20 protein-coding genes and 1 tRNA gene are annotated in these 16561 nt (G+C 73.8%); 14 read left to right on the top strand and 7 right to left on the bottom strand.

Features of this window, described 5'->3' with window-relative positions; translation table 11 throughout:
• Window positions 1-181: 181 nt before the first annotated feature.
• The 7 genes from C5508_RS10095 to C5508_RS10125 all read left to right on the top strand — a co-directional run bounded on the left by C5508_RS10095 (window position 182) and on the right by C5508_RS10125 (window position 6192).
• Window positions 182-1450, top strand: a complete 1269-nt coding sequence (locus tag C5508_RS10095) for an MFS transporter (RefSeq protein WP_104524814.1) — start codon at window positions 182-184, stop codon at window positions 1448-1450.
• Entirely contained in the window at window positions 1447-1881 is a 435-nt protein-coding gene (locus C5508_RS10100) for a globin (protein WP_104524815.1), read from the top strand. Before C5508_RS10095 ends, C5508_RS10100 begins: the two co-directional genes overlap by 4 nt.
• 123 nt (window positions 1882-2004) lie before the next feature.
• Window positions 2005-3648: a glycoside hydrolase family 13 protein gene (locus C5508_RS10105; protein ID WP_232797038.1), complete on the top strand. Its 1644-nt coding sequence runs from the start codon at window positions 2005-2007 to the stop codon at window positions 3646-3648.
• 43 nt (window positions 3649-3691) lie between these two features.
• Window positions 3692-4261 (top strand): biotin transporter BioY, encoded by a 570-nt coding sequence (locus tag C5508_RS10110; RefSeq protein WP_104524816.1) that lies wholly within the window; start codon window positions 3692-3694, stop codon window positions 4259-4261.
• 2 nt (window positions 4262-4263) lie between these two features.
• Window positions 4264-4995: an energy-coupling factor ABC transporter ATP-binding protein gene (locus C5508_RS10115; protein WP_104524817.1), complete on the top strand. Its 732-nt coding sequence runs from the start codon at window positions 4264-4266 to the stop codon at window positions 4993-4995.
• A gap of 28 nt (window positions 4996-5023) precedes the next feature.
• Window positions 5024-5668, top strand: a complete 645-nt coding sequence (locus C5508_RS10120; RefSeq protein WP_104524818.1) for an energy-coupling factor transporter transmembrane component T family protein — start codon at window positions 5024-5026, stop codon at window positions 5666-5668.
• The gene (locus tag C5508_RS10125) at window positions 5665-6192 is read left to right on the top strand and encodes an MOSC domain-containing protein (protein WP_104524819.1); all 528 of its coding nucleotides are present in this window, start codon (window positions 5665-5667) and stop codon (window positions 6190-6192) included. Before C5508_RS10120 ends, C5508_RS10125 begins: the two co-directional genes overlap by 4 nt.
• Window positions 6193-6198: 6 nt before the next feature.
• Here C5508_RS10125 and C5508_RS10130 read toward each other — a convergent pair whose 3' ends face one another.
• Genes C5508_RS10130 through C5508_RS10140 form a run of 3 tightly spaced genes read right to left on the bottom strand, consistent with a single transcriptional unit; the run spans window position 6199 to window position 8836 of the window.
• Window positions 6199-7350 (bottom strand): thiolase family protein, encoded by a 1152-nt coding sequence (locus tag C5508_RS10130; RefSeq protein WP_104524820.1) that lies wholly within the window; start codon window positions 7348-7350, stop codon window positions 6199-6201.
• Window positions 7347-8372 (bottom strand): AMP-binding protein, encoded by a 1026-nt coding sequence (locus C5508_RS10135; RefSeq protein WP_157944056.1) that lies wholly within the window; start codon window positions 8370-8372, stop codon window positions 7347-7349. The genes C5508_RS10130 and C5508_RS10135 overlap by 4 nt, the downstream gene beginning before the upstream one ends.
• A gap of 47 nt (window positions 8373-8419) precedes the next feature.
• Complete coding sequence (locus tag C5508_RS10140; RefSeq protein ID WP_104524821.1) at window positions 8420-8836, bottom strand: acyl-CoA thioesterase; 417 nt, start codon at window positions 8834-8836, stop codon at window positions 8420-8422.
• Window positions 8837-8906: 70 nt separating this feature from the next.
• Between C5508_RS10140 and C5508_RS10145 the strand changes: the two genes are divergently transcribed.
• Window positions 8907-9341, top strand: coding sequence for a protein-tyrosine phosphatase family protein (locus C5508_RS10145; protein ID WP_104524822.1), 435 nt, complete (start codon window positions 8907-8909; stop codon window positions 9339-9341).
• 13 nt (window positions 9342-9354) lie between these two features.
• Here the strand turns inward: C5508_RS10145 and C5508_RS10150 are convergent, their stop codons facing one another.
• The 3 genes from C5508_RS10150 to C5508_RS10160 form a co-directional block, all read right to left on the bottom strand.
• Complete coding sequence (locus C5508_RS10150) at window positions 9355-9978, bottom strand: maleylpyruvate isomerase family mycothiol-dependent enzyme (protein ID WP_104524823.1); 624 nt, start codon at window positions 9976-9978, stop codon at window positions 9355-9357.
• Between the two features lie 241 nt (window positions 9979-10219).
• The gene (ettA, locus tag C5508_RS10155) at window positions 10220-11890 is read right to left on the bottom strand and encodes an energy-dependent translational throttle protein EttA (protein ID WP_104524824.1); all 1671 of its coding nucleotides are present in this window, start codon (window positions 11888-11890) and stop codon (window positions 10220-10222) included.
• A 101-nt stretch (window positions 11891-11991) separates the two neighbouring features.
• Window positions 11992-12489, bottom strand: a complete 498-nt coding sequence (locus C5508_RS10160; protein ID WP_104524825.1) for a single-stranded DNA-binding protein — start codon at window positions 12487-12489, stop codon at window positions 11992-11994.
• A gap of 187 nt (window positions 12490-12676) precedes the next feature.
• Between C5508_RS10160 and C5508_RS10165 the strand changes: the two genes are divergently transcribed.
• The 3 genes from C5508_RS10165 (at window position 12677) to C5508_RS10175 (ending at window position 13960) form a co-directional block, all read left to right on the top strand.
• Window positions 12677-12749 (top strand) — tRNA-Arg (locus C5508_RS10165).
• 59 nt (window positions 12750-12808) lie between these two features.
• Complete coding sequence (locus C5508_RS10170; RefSeq protein WP_104524826.1) at window positions 12809-13240, top strand: hypothetical protein; 432 nt, start codon at window positions 12809-12811, stop codon at window positions 13238-13240.
• Between the two features lie 90 nt (window positions 13241-13330).
• On the top strand, window positions 13331-13960 hold the full coding sequence (locus tag C5508_RS10175; RefSeq protein ID WP_104524827.1) for a DUF305 domain-containing protein: 630 nt from the start codon (window positions 13331-13333) through the stop codon (window positions 13958-13960).
• Between the two features lie 72 nt (window positions 13961-14032).
• Here the strand turns inward: C5508_RS10175 and C5508_RS10180 are convergent, their stop codons facing one another.
• Window positions 14033-14599: a TetR/AcrR family transcriptional regulator gene (locus C5508_RS10180; RefSeq protein ID WP_104524828.1), complete on the bottom strand. Its 567-nt coding sequence runs from the start codon at window positions 14597-14599 to the stop codon at window positions 14033-14035.
• A gap of 86 nt (window positions 14600-14685) precedes the next feature.
• On the opposite strand from C5508_RS10180, the gene C5508_RS10185 reads away from it, so the two are divergent.
• From C5508_RS10185 to C5508_RS10195, 3 genes are all read left to right on the top strand, one after another.
• Complete coding sequence (locus C5508_RS10185; RefSeq protein WP_104524829.1) at window positions 14686-14877, top strand: hypothetical protein; 192 nt, start codon at window positions 14686-14688, stop codon at window positions 14875-14877.
• Window positions 14877-15392, top strand: a complete 516-nt coding sequence (locus C5508_RS10190) for a hypothetical protein (RefSeq protein WP_104524834.1) — start codon at window positions 14877-14879, stop codon at window positions 15390-15392. The genes C5508_RS10185 and C5508_RS10190 overlap by 1 nt, the downstream gene beginning before the upstream one ends.
• Before the next feature lie 183 nt (window positions 15393-15575).
• Window positions 15576-16561, top strand: a 986-nt coding sequence (locus C5508_RS10195) for a lytic transglycosylase domain-containing protein (RefSeq protein WP_104524830.1), incomplete at its 3' end; no start/stop codon positions are given.

A 16561-nucleotide genomic window follows, 5' to 3' on the forward strand; every position in this document is an offset into this window, starting at 1 on the left:
ACCGGGCGCTGACGACGCCCTCCTGACCTGTCAGTATTTCGGTAATGACCGGATCACCCACCGTGCTCGCCGCTGACGACGGCCCGCCCCGCCTCGTGCCGCTGCTGGGCAGCGCCTCCGGCGTCGGGGCGGGGTCCCGCTGACCCCGGACGCGCGGCAGAGCGCCACCTCCGGGGAACCGGTGCGCCAGGCGACCTTCCGCGAGGTGTTCGCCGTCCGGGAGTTCCGCCCGCTGTTCGGCACCTTCCTGCTGTCGGCCGCAGGCGACGAGCTGGCTCGCGTGGCCCTCACGGTGCTGGTCTACGCCCGCACCGACTCCCCCCTGCTCGCGGCGCTCACCTTCGCCATCGGCTACCTGCCCTGGCTGGTCGGGGGGCCGCTGCTGTCGGTCCTGGCCGACCGGTTCCCCCGCCGTCAGGTCCTCATCACCACCGATCTGCTCCGCGCGGTGCTGGTCGGGCTGATGGCCCTGCCGGGTGTCCCGCTGTGGCTGCTGCTGTTCCTGCTGTTCGTCGTCGGCATGTGCGCGCCCCCTTTCGAGGCCGCCCGCTCCGCCCTCATGGCCGACGTCCTCGACGGCGACCGCTACGCCGTCGCCACCTCCCTCACCGGCATCACCGTGCAGCTGGCCCAGGTGGGTGGCTTCCTCGCCGGTGGCGCGCTGCTGCTGGTGTTCAGCCCCAGCACCGCCCTGATCGTGGACGCCGTCACCTTCCTGGTGTCCGGGCTGTGGCTGTGGGCCGGGCTCCAGCGGCGTCCGGCCCCCACCGACGCCGACGGGTCGGAACCGTCCACGCTCTGGCGCGGCGCCGTCGAGGGTCTGCGCTTCATCCGCCGCACCCCGCGGCTGATGGCGATCGTCGGCGTCGCCTGGCTGGCGACCGGGTTCCTCTACGCGCCGGAGGGCATCGCCGCCCCGCTCGTCGACGAGCTCGGCGAGGGTCCCACCGCGGTCGGCGTGCTGCTGGCGGCCAACCCCCTGGGCCTCACGATCGGTGGGCTGGCCATCGCGCGGCTCGTGGCGCCCGGCCGGAGGGAGCGCCTGGTCGAGCCCCTGGTGCTCGTCTCGCTGCTCGCGGTGCTGGTCGGCGGGGTGGTCGCCGTCGCCGGCGGACCCGGACCGGGCACGTACTGGGCCCTGGTGGCGCTGCTGTTCGTCTCCGGCCTGGCCGGGGCGTGGACGATCCCGCTCAACGTCGCCTTCGTGCAGGCGGTGCCCAGCGCCTACCGCGGCCGGGCGTTCGGGGTCGCGGCCAGCGGGCTCTCGGGGATCCAGGGCCTCGGCGCGCTGGCCTCCGGCCTGGCCGCGGAGGCCGTGGGCCCCTCGATCGTGGTGGCGGTCGCGGGCGGGCTCGGAATGATCGCGGTCGCGCCGACGCTGTGGGCCTATCGGGGCACGCGCAGCCAGGTGCCCGCGACGGTCGACGCCGAGGGAGCAACCAGGGAATGAGCGAGTCGAGGCGGTCCCTGCCGTCGGCGCGGACCTTCTACGACGAGGTCGGCGGCGAGCCCACGTTCCGCACGCTCGTGCAGCGCTTCTACGCCGCCGTCCGCACCGACCCCGTGCTGCAGCCGATGTACCCCCAGGACGACTGGGAGGGCGCCGAGACCCGGCTGCGCGGCTTCCTGGAGCAGTACTGGGGCGGGCCGACCACCTACTCCGAGCAGCGGGGGCATCCGCGGCTGCGCATGCGCCACGCGCCGTTCGCCATCGGACCGGTCGAGCGCGACGCGTGGCTGACGCACATGCGCGCCGCCGTCGACTCCCTGGACCTGCCCGCCGAGCAGGACGCGACGCTGTGGGGCTACCTGGAGATGGCTGCCCGCAGCATGCAGAACCGCTTCCCCGCCGACTCCGACGGCGATCTGTCCCCCGCCTGACCGACCCTCCGCGGCACTCTGGGACCGTTGTCCGACCTCCCGGGGTGTCGAACGGCACCCCGGCCGCGAGCTGCGCTCGCTCAGCGGCGTCGCACCCGCTCATCCACGACCCCGAGGAGCCCGGTGACCCCGGTAGAAGGACCCCTTGCCCCCCACCGCTCGCAAGCTCCCGATGGGTCCCTGCAGGGGGCTGACCGCACGTTCCGCTCGACCGACGCCACGTGGTGGCGGGACGCGGTCTTCTACCAGATCTACATCCGCAGCTTCGCCGACGGGAACGGCGACGGCGTGGGCGACCTGGCCGGCATCCGGTCCCGCCTGCCCTACCTCGCCGACCTCGGCGTCGACGCGCTGTGGATCACGCCGTTCTACCCCTCGCCCATGGCCGACCACGGCTACGACGTCGCCGACCCGAGGGACGTCGAGCCGGTGTTCGGGGACCTCGCGGAGTTCGACGCGATGCTGGCCGAGGCGCACGCCCTGGGCATCCGCGTGACCGTGGACCTGGTGCCCAACCACAGCTCGCACGACCACGAGTGGTTCCAGGCCGCGCTGGAGGCGGGACCCGGATCGCCGGAGCGGGGGCGCTACATCTTCCGCGACGGTCGCGGGTCCGACGGCAGCGAGCCGCCCAACAACTGGCCCTCGGTGTTCGGCGGCCCGGCCTGGACCCGCGTGCCCGACGGCCAGTGGTACCTGCACATCTTCGCCCCCGAGCAGCCGGACCTGAACTTCGCCAACCCGGAGGTGGTCGCCGACCTCGAGGAGACGATGCGCTTCTGGCTCGACCGAGGCGTGGACGGCTTCCGGATCGACGTCGCGCACGGCATGGCCAAGCCCGAGGGGCTGCCGGACATGGTGCCGATGGAGGACACCGGACTGCTCGACGACCACGGTCCCGGCGACCACCGGTTCGACCAGGACGGCGTCCACGTCGTGCACCGCCGGATCCGGGCGGTGCTGGACCAGTACCCCGGCACGATGGCCGTGGGCGAGGTCTGGGTCTCCGACGACGACCGGCTCGCGCAGTACCTGGCCCCCGACGAGCTGCAGCTGGCGTTCAACTTCAAGCTGCTGACCGCGCAGTGGTCGCCGGAGGGTTTGCGGGACGCGGTCATCCACTCCCTCGCCGCCGTGGCCGGAACACCGGCGCCGGCCTGCTGGGTGCTGTCCAACCACGACCGGCCGCGGCACGTGACCCGCTACGGCGACGGCGAGCTGGGCACCAGGCGGGCCAGGGCGGCGGCGCTGCTCCAGCTCGCCCTGCCCGGCGCTGCCTACCTCTACAACGGCGACGAGCTCGGGATGCCCGACGTCGACCTCCCCGACGAGGTGCTCCAGGACCCGATCTGGTTCCGGTCCGAGGGCGCCGAGCGGGGACGCGACGCCTGTCGGGTCCCCGTGCCGTGGTCGGGCGACCAGCCTTCCTACGGGTTCTCCTCGCGCCCGGACACCTGGCTGCCGATGCCCGAGGGGTGGGGTCCGCTGACCGCCGAGGCGCAGCGTGCGGACGACGGTTCGATGCTGTCGCTGTACCGAACGGCGCTGTCACTGCGCAGCGCCTCCCCCGCATTCACCGGGGAGGACGTGCAGTGGCTACAGGCACCCGACGGATGTGTCGTCTTCCGTCGGTCCGGTGGGCTGATCTGCTTCCTCAACCTGTCGGGCTCCGCGGTGCCGCTGCCGGAGGGCCGGGTGCTGCTCAGCAGCGCCCCCGTGGACGGCGGCAGCGTGTCCGACGACACCGCGGTGTGGCTCCAGGCATGACCGCTGGACGGGCCGCCGGAACGACTCGGGTAATTTCCGCCGGGTGAAGTCCAAGGATCTCGCCTACGTCGCACTGTTCGCCGCCATCGTCGCGGTGCTGGGTCTGGTGCCGCCGGTGCCCGTGCCCGGCATCCCGGTGCCGATCACGGCGCAGACCCTGGGCGTCATGCTGGCCGGCTCGGTGCTCGGTGCGCGCCGCGGCGGGCTGGCGCTGCTGACCTTCCTGGCCGTCGTCGCGGTCGGAGCGCCCCTGCTGTCGGGCGGCCGCGGTGGGCTGGCAGTCTTCGTCGGCCCGTCCGCCGGATACCTCTACAGCTGGCCGATCGCCGCGTTCGTCATCGGGCTCCTGACCCAGCTGACGTGGCGCCGGTTCAACCTGGCGTGGGCTCTGGTGGCCAACCTGATCGGCGGCATCGCCGTCATCTACGCGATCGGCATCCCGTTCACCGCTCTGTTCGGCGACGTCTCGCTGACGGCCGCAGCGACGGGCTCGCTGGCCTTCATCCCCGGTGACCTGGTGAAGGCGGGCGCCGCCTCGGTGGTGGCGGTCGCGGTGCGACGGGCATACCCGGTCATCGAGCTGCCCGCCCGGCGGCCGGCGGCGGCGGGCTGACCGTGCGGTGGGGACGGCGGGGGGCCGAGGTCACCGCGGCCGCCGACCTTCCGCGGACGGCGCTCGAACTACAGAACGTCTCCCATGCCTACGGCGACCGGCCGGTTCTGCACGACGTCACGCTGACCCTGGGCGAGTCCCGGGTGGGCGTGGTCGGGGCGAACGGATCGGGCAAGAGCACCTTCGCCCGGCTGCTGAACGGCCTGGTCGTCCCATCCGCCGGCACTGTCCTCGTCGACGGGCTGGACACCCGGACACAGCTGCGGGAGGTCCGTCGCCGGGTGGGTTTCGTGTTCCAGGACCCCGACGCGCAGATCGTGCATCCCACCGTCGCCGAGGACGTCGAGTTCGGCCTGACCAACCTGGGGGTGCCGGCCGACGAGCGGGCGCGCCGGGTCGAGGACATGCTCGCCCGCTACGGCCTGGCCGGACATCACGACCATCCGGCACACCTGCTCTCGGGCGGCCAGAAGCAGCTCCTCGCGATCGCCGGAGTGCTGGTCATGCAGCCCCAGCGGGTGGTGTTCGACGAGCCCACGACCCTGCTGGACCTGGCCAACACCCGGCGCGTCGCGCGCGTCATCGACGAGCTGGAGCAGCACGTCGTGGTGGTCACCCACCACCTGGACCTCTTGACCGGTTTCGATCGGGTGCTGGTGTTCGAGGACGGCCGGGTCGCCGCCGACGGCGCGCCTGCCGAGACGCTTCGCTGGTACGTGGACCGGTTGTCGTGACCTCGCCCCCGTCCGGGCGGCCGGTGCCATGACGCTCGCGCTGTACGTGCCCGTCGCCAGCCCCGTGCACCGGGCGCCCGCCGGGCTGAAGCTGGCCCTGCTGACCGGTCTGGGCGCGGGCCTGTTCCTGATCGAGCGGCTGGACGTGGTCGTCGGCGCGCTGGTTGCCGTGGCGGTGGTAGCGCTGGCCGCGGCCCGGCTGCCGCTGCGCGCGCTGGTCGCCCAGGTGCGCCCGGTGTGGCCATGGCTGGCGGTGCTGCTCGTGTTCCACCTCGTGGTCACCGACTGGCGCACCGGAACGCTCGCCGTCACCCGGTTGCTGGCACTGGTGCTGGCCGCCGCGGTGGTGACCGCGACGACGCGGGTGACCGCGCTGGTCGCCGTCGTGGAGTGGCTGGTCCGGCCACTGGGGGTCTTCGGCGTGCGCCCGGCCCGGGTCGGCCTGGTGATCGCGATGACCCTGCGCTTCGTGCCCCTGATCGCCGAGCGGGCCCAGCGGATCCGGGAGGCGCAGGCGGCTCGCGGCGCGACCGGCATGCGCCTGGGCATGCTGGTGCCACTGCTCGTGCAGGTGCTCCGGCTGGCCGCCACCCTCGGGGAGGCTCTGGACGCCCGCGGGGCCGACGCCCCGGTGTCCCCCCGCGACCGGCGTGCCGGAGCACCGGCGCCATGAGCGGGACCGTGCTGGAGATCTGGCGGACGCCGGCGGCGGCCGGGCCGATGGAGCGGGTGCCCGCCGGCCGGCTGATCGCGGGGGCAGGGCTCGAGGGCGACCGCTACGCGCTGGGTGGCGGCACCTGGGCGCGGTACCCGGACCTGGAGAAGCAGCTGACGCTCATCGACGCGGACGACGTCGCCGCGCTCGCCGTGGAAACCGGCGCGGCGCTGACGCCGGGAGACACGCGACGCAATCTGGTCACCCGCGGCATCGCGCTGCCCGAACTCGTCGGCCGGTGGTTCGTCGTGGGCGACGCGCTGCTGTTCGGGATGAAACGCTGCCCGCCCTGCACGCATCTGGAGCGGCTGACCGGCACGCGGCTGGTCAAGGCGATGGCCTTCCGGGGCGGGGTCAACGCGGCAGTCTTCACCGGAGCGCCGATCGCCTCGGGCGCCGAGGTGCGGCTGCTCGACGAGGAGGAGGCCGCCCGCCGTGGAGCGCCCACCGGCGCCGGACGACCGGTGCCGCGTCAGGTCTGATCCCCTTCACCCGCACACCTCCACGACCATCGCCACCCCTTGTCCACCGCCCGCGGCGATGGCGGCGAGCCCGTAACGCCCCGCGTTCCCGAGGGCCAGCTGGGAGAACAGCCGGACGGCGAGGACCGCACCCGAGGCTCCCCATGGGTGGCCGAGAGCCAGCGCACCCCCCTGCGGGCAGATCCGCTCGGGCTCCAGCCGCAGCTCGGCGCAGCAGGCGAGGACCTGCCCGGCGAACGCCTCGTTGAACTCCACCACGTCGATGTCGCCGATGGCCAGGCCCGCCCGGTCGAGGGACTCCTGCGCCGCGGGCACGATGCCGAGCCCCGGGCGGTTCGGGTCGACACCGGCGGTTGCGGTGGCGAGCACCCGCAGGCCCCGTCCTCCCCGCCGGCGGTGGGTCGCGGCGTCGACCAGGGTGACCACCGCCGCGCCGTCGTTGATCCCGCAGGAGTTGCCGGCGGTCACGGTGCCCGCCGGGTCGAAGGCCGGCCGCAGTCGCCCGAGCCGCTCGACGGTCAGACCGTCCCGCGGACGCTGGTCGCGGGAGATCCCCCCGAGGGGGACCATCTCGGCGGCGAAGCCGTCGATCCGCTGGGTCGCCATGGCACGGGCGTGGGAGCGGGCGGCGTACTCGTCCTGCTGGGCGCGCGTGATCCCGTGCTCCCGGGCGATCAGGTCGGCCGCCGGCCCCATGTCCGGGTCGCCGAGGTCCGAGGGGGCGAAGGGGGCTCGCTCGTAGCGGGCCGCGGGCACGTCCCCGCGCGGCGGCCAGGACCGCCACGGAGCGGTGGAGGCCGATTCCACACCCCCTGCCAGCACGGTCCCCACCTCACCGCGCAGCGCGGTGGCGCCGAGGACGACGGCCGCGAGTCCACTTGCGCACTGCCGGTCGACGGTGAGACCGGGAACTGACACCGGCAGGCCGGCCTGGAGGGCGGCGACGCGGGCGACGTCCCCACCGGGACCCATGCAGTTGCCCAGCACGACCTCGCGCAGCGGCGCGCCCGCGTCCTGGCCTGTCCGCGCGTCGGCCGCGAGGTCACCGAGGACGGCGGCGGCGAGATCGGCGGCGGTGTACCCCGCCAGTAGCCGCCCCGCCGTCCCGATCGGCGTGCGACGCGCCGCCACGATGACCGGGGCATCGACGGCCGTCACGCGGAGCCGTCCCCGGACGTCGTGTCGACCGGCGCGACACGGCCGGAGGCCACCAGGTCGGCGACCGCGGCGCGGTCGACCTTGCCGGCGCCGGTGACGGGGAATCGCGGCAGGACGAACCACCGGCGCGGCCGCTGGCCCGGGGGCAGCTCGGTCCGCGCCGCCCGGCGGGCCGCCGCCAGGGCTGCCGGGTCGGCGAGGACGGCGGTCACGAGCGCGCCGAACCGAGGATGCGGAACGCCGACGACGACCACCTCGCTCGCCGTGCTGCGGCGCAGGGCCTCCTCCACGTCGTCGACGTGGACGGTCACCCCACCGGTGACGACGGCCTCGATGCCGCGGCCGGTCACCGTGAGGACCCCGCCGGCCAGCCGACCCCGGTCGCCCACGGTGGCGAAGCCGTCCCCGGCCAGGGTGAACGGTCCCTCCTCGCCTCCTGCGTAGCCGCGGGAGAGGAAGGGCGAGCGCGCCCAGACCTGCCCGTCCCGGATCTCGACGGCGACGTCGGGGAACGGCCGCAGGTCCGCCTCGTCGGTGCCCCAGGCGACGAAGGACAGCTCGGCGGCCCCGTAGTAGTGGGCGACCCGGGCGCCTGCGGCCCGCGCCTGCGCCGCCAGGGCCGGACGCAGCCGGTCCCCGGCGACCACCACCGTGCGCGAGCGCAGATCCACGCCGTCCCGCAGCAGGCCCAGCAGCGCGGTGGGCGTGAGCTGGATGTGCGTGGCCTCGGCCGGGTCGTCGACGAGCGGTATCCGGGAGTGCCGCGCGTGCACCGCGGCGAACAGGTTCATGGTCGCCGACAACGGGCCGGGTATGCAGGCCCGGGTGGAGTCGTCGATCCCGGCCAGCTCCGAGAAGTGCGGGAAGGAGTCGGTCCAGGACGCGGCGGTCCGGACGACCACGCGGGGCCGACTGGTCGTGCCCGAGGTCCGGAGCCCGATCAGCCCGCCACGGTCAGCGGCCGTGAGGACCGCCGCGACCGGGTCAGGGGCTGCGGCGACATCGGTGAAGGTGTGCGGCACGGTCACTCCTGTGCGCTCGCGGGCTGGTGGCCTGGCAGGACGACGGCTCAGGCGCCGGCCGGCTCGTCGGTCCAGCGGGCGAGGAACTCCTTCTCCTCGGTGGTGAGCCGGCGCGGCCGGTTCAACGAAAAGTCGAACGGGACGAGCAGGGTGCTGCCGGTGACGGCGAGGCTGCCGTGGTCGAACAGCTCGTAGTGGCAGGTGAACGCTGCCGCCCGGACGCCGGAGACCCAGACCTGCACCTCCAAGGGGTCGCGGTCGTAGACCACCGGCCGCTTGTAGGCGATCTCGTGGGAGGCGACGACGAGTCCGCGGCGCATGCCGGTGTGCGCGTCGTGGGTGGGATGCTCGAAGAACAGGTTCACCCGGGCCATCTCGAAGTAGCTGAGGAAGGCGACGTTGTTGATGTGCTGGTAGGCGTCCATGTCCGACCAGCGCATCGGGACCTGCACCGTGTGCCTCACACGCTGCACCCTGCCCTACTCGTCGGGCGCCGGCCGCGACCGGTCCCCACGTGGCCCTAGCCTCAGGCGGGTGGACGAGCCGTGGCACGCCGGGACACCGGGTGTGCTGGCGCTGCCGTCCGGCCGCCTGGTGCGCGGGCGGAGCCTTCGCGCACCTCTTCCCGCCGGTCCGCTGCCGCGGTTCGGCGTCTACCTCGCCCGGCAACCGGCCAGCCCGATGGACTGGGACAGCCGATGGGTCCGGTGGCCGGACTTCCGCCTGCCCCGCGACCCGACCGACCTGCGGCATGCGCTGACCGAGGCATGGGAGCGGGCTGCGGACGAGCGCGTGGAGGTGGCGTGCTCGGGTGGCACCGGGCGGACCGGAACGGCGCTGGCCTGCCTGGCCGTCCTGGACGGCGTGCCGGCGGTGGCGGCGGTCGGGTACGTGCGCGAGCGCTACCGGCCGCGGGCGGTCGAGATGCGGGCGCAGCGCCGGTTCGTCCTCGGCTTCGCTGCCGGCTGACCGGGCACCGCGCTCAGGGACCGAGCCGGCGCGCGACGCGCTCCCGGCCGTCCCCGGACAGCTCGGCCAGGGCGGCGCCGCGTCCGGCCACGGTCATCAGGATCGCCTCCCCCGTGCCGCGGAGCTCGGGGCCGCGCCCGAAGGTCCAGTCGATGTCGGTGGCCACCAGCCGGACGCCGCGCACGCGGAGGGCACCCAGCAGCGTCGGCGCGACGAGCGCGGTCCGCAGGGCGGGCAGCAGCCGCTCGGAGGGGATGGCCCGGGGCAGGCCGAGCGGACGCCGGATGTCCTGCTGGTGGATCATCCCGTCGGTCAGGGCGATCCGCCCTCCCATCCCGGCGGTGAGCCCCGCGGGGGTCAGGTGCTCGTCGAGGAGCCCGATCAGCTGGGCCGCCGTCAGCGCCGAGAGCTCGCGCAGGCCGATGGCGTTGCTGCGATCGACCGTGAACCGGCCGCGGGCCAACCGTCCGGCCAGCTCGCGCCCGCTGAGTTCCTCGTAGCTGAGCACGTGCGCCACCACGTCGCGCACCGACCAGCCGGCGCACAGCGACGGGGCGCGCCACTGCTCCGGGCTGAGCGTCCCCAGCAGGTCACGCAGGTCCTCGCGCTCCGCTCGGGCCTGGGCCATGAGGGTCATGTGTGCTCCGCGGTGAAGCGGCCGCACCGGTTGCGCGGCAGGGAGGGGCGCGACGTTAGAGGATCTTCGACCACCGGACCACCGTGCGCTCCGCGGACGTCGGTCTGCGACCGGCAACCCGCGAGACGGCACTGGCCGGCGCGGAGCGAACTCCGTGCCGGCCAGTGCAACCCTGTGGAACGTCCCCGCTGCAGGGCCCCGCAGCGAGCCTGCGAGTTCCGGGGGGCAGCGGAGTCCTTCGTCAGTCGCGGGAGAGCTTGCGGTAGGTCGCACGGTGCGGACGGGTGGCGTCCTGACCGAGCCGCTCGACCTTGTTCTTCTCGTAGTCGGCGAAGTTGCCCTCGAACCAGAACCACTTGGACTCACCCTCGTAGGCGAGGATGTGCGTGGCGACGCGGTCGAGGAACCACCGGTCGTGGCTGACGACCACGGCGCAGCCGGGGAACTCCAGCAGCGCGTTCTCCAGGCTGGTGAGCGTCTCGGTGTCGAGGTCGTTGGTCGGCTCGTCGAGCAGCAGCAGGTTGCCGCCCTGCTTGAGCGTCAACGCCAGGTTCAGCCGGTTGCGCTCGCCACCGGAGAGCACGCCCGCCGGCTTCTGCTGGTCCGGGCCCTTGAAGCCGAACGCGGCGACGTAGGCCCGGGAGGGCATCTCGACGTTGCCGACCTTGATGTGGTCCAGGCCGTCGGAGACGACGTCCCACAGCGTCTTCTTGGGGTCGATGCCGCTGCGGCTCTGCTCGACGTAGGACAGCTTGACCGTCTCGCCGACCTTGATCTCGCCCCCGTCGGCCCTCTCCTCGCCGACCAGCATCTTGAACAGCGTCGTCTTGCCCACGCCGTTGGGGCCGACGACGCCGACGATCCCGTTGCGCGGGAGCGTGAACGACAGGTCGTCGATCAGCACGCGGTCGCCGAAGGACTTGGTGAGGTTCTTGGTCTCGACGACGACGCTGCCCAGACGCGGGCCCGGCGGGATCTGGATCTCCTCGAAGTCCAGTTTGCGGAACTTGTCCGCCTCCGCGGCCATCTCCTCGTAGCGGGCCAGCCGCGCCTTGCTCTTGGCCTGCCGCGCCTTGGCGCCCGACCGGACCCACTCCAGCTCGTCCTTGAGCCGCTTGGCGCGCTTGGCGTCCTTGGCTCCCTCGACCTGGAGGCGGGCGGCCTTGGTCTCGAGGTAGGTGGAGTAGTTGCCCTCGTAGGGGTACGCGCGGCCGCGGTCGAGCTCGAGGATCCACTGCGCCACGTTGTCCAGGAAGTACCGGTCGTGGGTGACGGCGACGACGGTGCCGGCGTACTTCTCGAGGTGCTGCTCCAACCAGGCGACGCTCTCGGCGTCGAGGTGGTTGGTGGGCTCGTCGAGCAGCAGCAGGTCCGGCGCCTCGAGCAGCAGCTTGCACAGCGCCACGCGGCGGCGCTCACCGCCGGAGAGGACCGTGACGTCGGCCTCGCCGGGCGGGCAGCGCAGTGCGTCCATGGCCTGCTCGATGCGCGCGTCGAGCTCCCAGCCGTCGGAGTTCTCGATGACCTCCATCAGCTCGCCCTGCTCGGTGAGGAGGGAGTCGAAGTCGGCGTCGGGCTCACCCATCGCCGCGCTGACCTCCTCGAACCGGCGCAGTGCGTCGCGGAGCGGCTTGACCGCCTCCTCCACGTTGCCCCGCACGTCGAGCTTCTCGTTCAGCGGTGGCTCCTGCAGGAGGATGCCGACGGATGCGCCCGGCGCGAGCGAGGCCTCGCCGTTGGAGGCCTGCTGCATGCCGGCCATGATCTGGAGCACGGTCGACTTGCCGGCGCCGTTCGGGCCGACGACACCGATCTTGGCGCCGGGCAGGAACGACAGGGTGACGTTGTCGAGGATCACCTTGTCGCCGTGCGCCTTGCGCGCGCGGACCATCGTGTAGATGTACTGAGCCACTGGCGTGGGAGCCTTCCGTCGTCTTGCGAGCGGGGGCGGGGCCGCCGGATCGCGACCCCACCCCGTGCGTTCTCGCCTGCGATCCTCCCAGCTCCCGGCAACTAGACGTGCGCGGGTTCCGCGGAGAGGTCCTCGGTCATCTCCTCGAACGCGTCATCGGCGCCCACGTAGTCCCGGCCCGACACGTAGCCGCCGGCCTCGTCCTCCGCCGTGTTCGGCTCGTCCGGGGCCGCCGGAGCGGTCCGTGGCGTCCGGCGGAAGTCGGCGACCCCCCGGGCCAGGTTGGGCGCCACCGCCTCGGCCTTGATCTGCGGGCGGCTGCGGCGCCCCTGCTCGGACTCCCACTCGTCCGTGCGGATGTTGCCGACCACCACAACGGGGTCGCCCTTGCTGATGCTGTGCGAGACGTTGCCCCCCAGCTCGCCCCAGCACTCCACGTCGATGAAGAAGGAGTGGCCGTCGACCCAGTCCTGCGTCGCGCTGTCGAAGCGGCGCTCGGTGGCGGCCACGCGGAAGTTGGTGACGCTCCCGTTCTGCGTGCGGTTGCGGGTGGGGGCCTTGACGACGTTGCCGATGACGGTGATCTCGGTGGCGCTCACGGTGCTCCTCGAGGGTGCTGCGCCGGACGGCGCGACCGGCTCGGTGCCGGTGTGCCGTCGACAATGAGCCCGTGGCAACCCGATGAGCAGGGGCTCCGCCGAACTGTGGACGACCCTGCCCCTTGTGGACGACGGCACGTGAAGGTGCCGTCCCCTCGCCGGGCGGCGATGCGATGATCGGGCCCGAGCGCCCGTAGCTCAGCGGATAGAGCAGGTGCCTTCTAAGCACTTGGTCGCAGGTTCGATCCCTGCCGGGCGCGCGTGGTCGCCGTCCCCGCTCGCCGGACGAGGTGCCCGCCGGGCTCGTAGTCTCGACGGCGTGGCGGCGGGGGTGCGGATCTGGGCGGCCGTACTGCTGCTCGCCGCCGTGTTCCTGGGTCACGGCCTGCAGTGCGACTCCGGTGCCGCCGGAGATGGGCACGCCGCGCACGACCCAGAGGTCGCGGCGGCGGCGCTCGTCCTGGCAGCGGCCGAGACACCCGTGCACGAAGGCCCGGTGGTCCACGCCGCCGCTCCCGTGGCCGCGGACGTCGGGGCGCTCGCCCCGCAGCACGCGCCGGAACTCCCCGCCCACCTGGCGGCCGTCTGCCTGGCCGTCCTCGCCGCCGGTCTGGCCGCCCTGGTCGCCGCGGCCGCGAAGCTCCGCGGAGTCTCGCTCGGGGTGAGCCCGCCGGCACGACCACGAGGACCGAACCGGGTAGCCCCCGTGGATCCCCCGGACCACTACGCCCTCTGCGTGATCCGGACCTAGGCCGAATGCCGCACCGCACCGCCTCGGCCCCTGCCGCCGCGGTGGCGGTCCGCGCACGCCCGAGTCCAGCACCCACAGAGGAAACAGCTCATGAACCGCACGTCCGCACACCGCACAGCCCTGACCGGCGCCCTGCTCGCCGGTGCCCTCGCAATCGCCGGCTGCTCCGGTGACACCTCCCACGACGGCATGTCCGGCACGTCCGACAGCTCGTCCAGCGCCTCCGCCGGCTCCGACGCGGCGACGGACGCCAACGCCGCCGACGAGTCCTTCGCCTCCGGCATGCGGGTGCACCACGAGCAGGCGGTGGAGATGGCGGGCCTGGCGCCCGACCGTGCCGCCGACCCGCGCGTGACCGACCTCGCGGCACGCATCGAGGCCGCGCAGGGTCCTGAGATCCGGACGCTGTCCGGCTGGATGGAGGACTGGGGCGTCGAGGCCGGCAGCGGCACCGACCACGGCAGCATGGGTCACGGGGGCATGGGCGGGATGATGTCCGCCGAGGACATGACCGCCCTGGCCGCCGCTTCCGGTGCCGAGTTCGACCGGATGTTCCTCGAGATGATGGTGGAGCACCACCGGGGCGCGATCGCGATGGCCGAGACGGAGCTCGCGGACGGGGAGAACGCCGACGCGCGCGCCATGGCGGAGTCCATCCAAGACACGCAGGCCGCCGAGATCGCGGAGATGGAACAGCTGCTCGCCGAGCTCGGCGGCTGAGCCGGACGCGCGGCGGGGTGGGCTCGGCCCGCCCCGCCGCCGCATCCGGCCGCCGGCCGGAGCGACCTCAGGTCAGGCGCCGGGGCGCAACCCGGCGAGCGTGACCTCGACCAGCCGCTGCACCGCGGCGGCCGAGGACAGCTCACCGGTCACCGACAGGGCGCCCAGCACGAAGACGGCCAGCTCCGTCGGTGGCACGTCGCCGCGCACCCGGCCGTCGCGGGCCTCCTCGGCGATCAGCTCGGCGAGGAACGTCCGCAGCTGGTCGTGGGCCCGGGCCGCGTGCTCCGACCGGTGCAGCCGGGCGGCGGTCTCCGACTGCCCGCCGTGCCGGGACATCCCGGCGTAGGCGGCGAGGACCGCCGGCAACCGGTCGGCCGGGTCGTCCGCGCGGTCCCGGATCGCGGTCAGGTGCTGCAGGTGCCGGCCGATCTGCCGTTCGTGCCAGGCGGTGAGCACCGCGTCGAGATCGGGGAAGTGCCGGTAGAGGGTCGCGCGCCCGATTCCCGCGGCTTCCGCGACCTGGGACATGGTCAGGTCGAGGCCGTGCGAGGCGACGAGAGCGGCGGTCGCGTCCAGGACCGCGTCGCGCGTCGAACTGCGGTGCCCGGCGACCATCTCGGTCCACGGCGGCGGCATGCGATCAGGTCACTCTGCTGAGACGCCCTGTCTCGATCTGGACATGGTGTCTCACCCGATCGACGATGACGCCCCCGGAGGACCGCATGACCCAGCTGCCACCCGACCCCGCTCCTCCCGGAGCAGACCGATCCCCGCGCACTCCCCGCTGGGTGATGGTGCTGGGCCTCCTCACTCTGGTCGTCCTCCTGCTGGTGCTGGGACTGCACCTGGCGGGGAGCGGCGCCGGCCCCGGCAGCCACCTCGGGTCGGCGACCACGCGACTCCTGTGGCCCTGATGCCACCGCGCCTCCGAAAGGCCGCGCTCCTCCTGCACGTCACCACGTCGGTGGGCTGGCTCGGTGCGGTCGGAGCGTTCCTCGCCCTCGCCGTCACCGGCCTGGCCTCCAGCGCCCGGGCCACGGTCCGCGGCACCTACGTGGCCGCGGACGTGGTCACCGATGCGGTGATCGTGCCGCTGGCCCTCGCCTCCCTGGGGTCCGACGTGCTGCAGTCCCTGGGAACCCCGTGGGGCCTGGTCCGGCACTACTGGGTGGTGGTGAAACTGGTCCTGACGGTCGCCTCGACCGCGCTCCTGCTCCTGCACTCGGGGCCGATCGGCCACCTCGGTGCGGTCGCCGGGAGCGGTGCCCGGCTCGGTGCGGACCTGGACGGCATGCGACTGCAACTGGTGGTGGACGCCGCCGCTGCACTGCTCGTGCTGCTCGGAGCCACGGCACTGGCCCTCTGGAAGCCCCGCGGCCTGACCCGCTGGGGCCGACGGCGGAGTCGGACCACGTCGGCGATTGAGTAACCCGGGTCACGGGTAACGAGGCGCCACCGGTCGGGGGACGGGACCACATCAGCAGCGGTCGTTCGGAGCAAACGGGTGCGCAGGTCTACGGATACAGGTGTTCAGCAGAAGGCACGGGGGCGGCGGCGTCGCGCGTCCTCGCCGAGCGGAGGGCGGGGACGGCGCGGGGCGCTCGTCGCGGCCGTGCTCGTCGGGCTGGGCGGCGTCGTCGCCGGGGTGGCCCAGCCGGTCGAGCCCGATCTGACCGAGCAGTCCGCCGACACCAGCAGGGAGAACAGGCCCGTCGCGTGGGGCGCACCCGCCCTGTCCGCCGGCGCGCCCGCCGGTGCCCGCACCCTGGGCGAGGCGCCCGAGCAGACGGCGGACCAGCAGCCGCCCGCCCCCGAGGCGATCAGCGGCCTGGCGGCCAACGGCATCCCGATGGTCGCGCTCAACGCCTACCGCGTGGCGGCGCTCCGGATGGCCGACGCCAAGCCGCAGTGCGGGATCGACTGGTCGCTGCTGGCCGGCATCGGGCGGGTGGAGTCCAACCACGGCCGGTTCGGCGGCGCGGTGCTCCAGGCCGACGGCACCTCGGTGCCGGAGATCCGCGGACCGGCGCTGGACGGCGGCCAGTTCGCCTACATCGGCGACTCCGACGACGGCCGCTTCGACCACGACACCACCTACGACCGCGCGGTCGGGCCGATGCAGTTCATCCCGACCACCTGGCGGTCCTACGCCATCGACGCCGACGGCAACGGGACCACCGACCCCTTCGACATCGACGACGCCACCCTGGGCGCCGCCCACTACCTGTGCGTGGCGGGCGGGAACCTGGGCAACGAGGCCGGGCTGCGCCGCGCCGTGCTGGCCTACAACCACTCCGACGAGTACGTCGCCCAGGTGCTGGCCCTGGCCCGCGCCTACGCCGCGGGGATCGCCGTCGACAGCCTGCCGCTGTCCGGCATCACCAGCGGCTCGGTTCCGCCACCCACCGGCAACTACCGCGCGCCTGCGGCACCCGGCCCGGCCATCGGCGCCTCCGACACGACACCTGCCTCCGGCGACACGGTGGGCGCCCAGGGGGCTCCGCCGCCGCCGCCCCCGGCGGGCCCGGCCGCGCCACCGCCCGACCAGGGTTCGCAGCCGTCACCGGCAGGGGTGTGGGCCGTCTCTTATACACCTCT

Source organism: Blastococcus atacamensis (assembly GCF_002938425.1).
GTDB classification, from domain to species: domain Bacteria; phylum Actinomycetota; class Actinomycetes; order Mycobacteriales; family Geodermatophilaceae; genus Blastococcus; species Blastococcus atacamensis.

Excerpts from the sequence above, each read along its gene's own strand:
- C5508_RS10100 (WP_104524815.1), top strand. The coding sequence starts at position 1,447 with ATGAGCGAGTCGAGGCGGTCCCTGCCGTCGGCGCGGACCTTCTACGAC.
- C5508_RS10120 (WP_104524818.1), top strand. The coding sequence starts at position 5,024 with ATGACGCTCGCGCTGTACGTGCCCGTCGCCAGCCCCGTGCACCGGGCG.
- C5508_RS10125 (WP_104524819.1), top strand. The coding sequence starts at position 5,665 with ATGAGCGGGACCGTGCTGGAGATCTGGCGGACGCCGGCGGCGGCCGGG.
- C5508_RS10150 (WP_104524823.1), bottom strand. The coding sequence starts at position 9,978 with ATGACCCTCATGGCCCAGGCCCGAGCGGAGCGCGAGGACCTGCGTGAC.
- C5508_RS10175 (WP_104524827.1), top strand. The coding sequence starts at position 13,331 with ATGAACCGCACGTCCGCACACCGCACAGCCCTGACCGGCGCCCTGCTC.
- C5508_RS10180 (WP_104524828.1), bottom strand. The coding sequence starts at position 14,599 with ATGCCGCCGCCGTGGACCGAGATGGTCGCCGGGCACCGCAGTTCGACG.
- C5508_RS10185 (WP_104524829.1), top strand. The coding sequence starts at position 14,686 with ATGACCCAGCTGCCACCCGACCCCGCTCCTCCCGGAGCAGACCGATCC.
- C5508_RS10190 (WP_104524834.1), top strand. The coding sequence starts at position 14,877 with ATGCCACCGCGCCTCCGAAAGGCCGCGCTCCTCCTGCACGTCACCACG.